This is a genomic window from Streptomyces sp. rh34 (assembly GCF_002551245.1).
Lineage (GTDB): Bacteria > Actinomycetota > Actinomycetes > Streptomycetales > Streptomycetaceae > Streptomyces.
In genome coordinates this window covers 1-1,600 of sequence record NZ_NTGZ01000517.1, presented here as the reverse complement: position 1 = coordinate 1,600, position 1,600 = coordinate 1, and the positions used below count along the sequence as shown (strand labels likewise).

The 1,600-nt window shown below is 74.2% G+C and carries 2 protein-coding genes and 1 pseudogene; all 3 read left to right on the top strand.

Annotation, left to right across the window (positions count from 1 at the left end):
• Nucleotides 1-234, top strand: a pseudogene (locus CR470_RS40160) (hypothetical protein); the annotation flags it as partial.
• A gap of 122 nt (nt 235-356) precedes the next feature.
• Nucleotides 357-1,139 (top strand): TIGR03936 family radical SAM-associated protein, encoded by a 783-nt coding sequence (locus CR470_RS37845; protein WP_097872280.1) that lies wholly within the window; start codon nt 357-359, stop codon nt 1,137-1,139.
• 228 nt (nt 1,140-1,367) lie between these two features.
• A partial coding sequence (locus CR470_RS38970; protein WP_143663993.1) for a hypothetical protein occupies nt 1,368-1,600 on the top strand: 233 nt, incomplete at its 3' end.

Genomic DNA, 1,600 nt, shown 5'->3' with positions numbered 1-1,600 from the left:
CCTCGCGCCATCAGAGATGTGTATAAGAGACAGGCCCTCGCGTCCGCCCGGGAAACCGTGCGCCGGGCGCGCCGCGACGCCTGGCGGGCGCTGGCCGGCTCCACGGGCGGCGCACGGTCCGGGGAACCGCTGGGGATCCCTGCGCGTACTCTGGGTAGTACAACGACTGTCCCCAGCGCGGCGCAGGCGTCCGAGACCCCTCAGCTCGGCGAGAAGTTCGTCAAGCGGGGGTGAGCCGGAGCGGCACCCGGGGGGCACCCGAATCTCGTGGGCGGCGCGCCACCGCGCCCGCCCCGCACCGAGGAGAAGAACCACTGGGCAAGCGACAGCCCGAAGGCCCGCCGCCCGCACCGGCAGTGCAGCGCATCCGCCTGCGCTACACCAAGCGCGGCCGCCTCCGGTTCACCAGCCACCGAGACTTCCAGCGGGCCTTCGAGCGGGCACTGCGCCGCTCCGAGGTGCCGATGGCGTACTCGGCGGGCTTCACCCCCCACCCCAAGGTCTCCTACGCCAATGCCGCACCCACCGGCACGGGCAGTGAGGCGGAGTTCCTGGAGATCGCCCTCACCGAGGCGCGGGACCCCGAGGTCCTGCGCGGACTGCTCGACGCGTCGATGCCGGACGGCCTCGACATCATCGACGCGGTGGAGGTCCGGACCTCGGGCCTGGCCGAGCGGCTCACCGCGTCCGTCTGGGAGATGCGCCTGGACGGCGTCGACCCCGAGGACGCCCGTGCCGCCGTGGCCGCCTTCAACGACGCCGGGACCGTAGAGGTCCAGCGCAAGGCGAAGAACGGCATCCGTACGTTCGACGCCCGTGCCGCCGTCGCCGACCTGCGGGTCGTCGACGCTCCGGCCGATAGGCCGGGGATGCGGCCCTGTGCGATACTGCGCCTGGTTGTTCGGCACGTGACACCCGCCGTGCGACCCGACGACGTCCTGTCCGGTCTCCGAGCTGTGGCCGACCTGGCGCCGCCCGTTCCCGCTGCGGTGACGAGGCTGGCGCAGGGGCTCTTCGACGAGGAGTCCGGCACGGTGACCGACCCGCTCGCGCCCGACCGCGAGGCCGCCCCGACCGCGCATCCCGCGGTCGCCGGGGCAGCCGTCGCGACGGCGCCGGAAGGTTCAGGTTCCGCGTAGGGCGGTCGTTGTAGCGCAGCCCTCCGACTCGGGAGCCACCTGGGTCGGGCCGCGCACTGACCCACAAGACTTTCGCCAGGCCGTACGCACACCGCATACGGAACCGGCGAGCCAGACATCAGCTCCCGTGCGGCGCCCGCGCCCCGGACGGCGGTATCGCACCACTGCGGACCGTGCCGGACCGGAATCAGACGCGGCGCCCGGGAGCACGACGGGAGAACCGCCCGCATGCCTCAGCCGAACGAACCCGGCACGACCGGGAACAACGAAGAGAACACCCCCGGGGACAAGCTGCCGCCGCGCCGCAGGCGCCGCGCCGCTTCCCGCCCGGCGGGCCCGCCCGGTGCGGCCGTGGCCCCCGCCGAGGACGTCACGCCGGCCATACCGGCCGCCGATTCCGCCGCCCCCACCGTGGACGACACGCCCGGGGAAACGGTCGCCGAGACCGCCCCGCCCGCCCG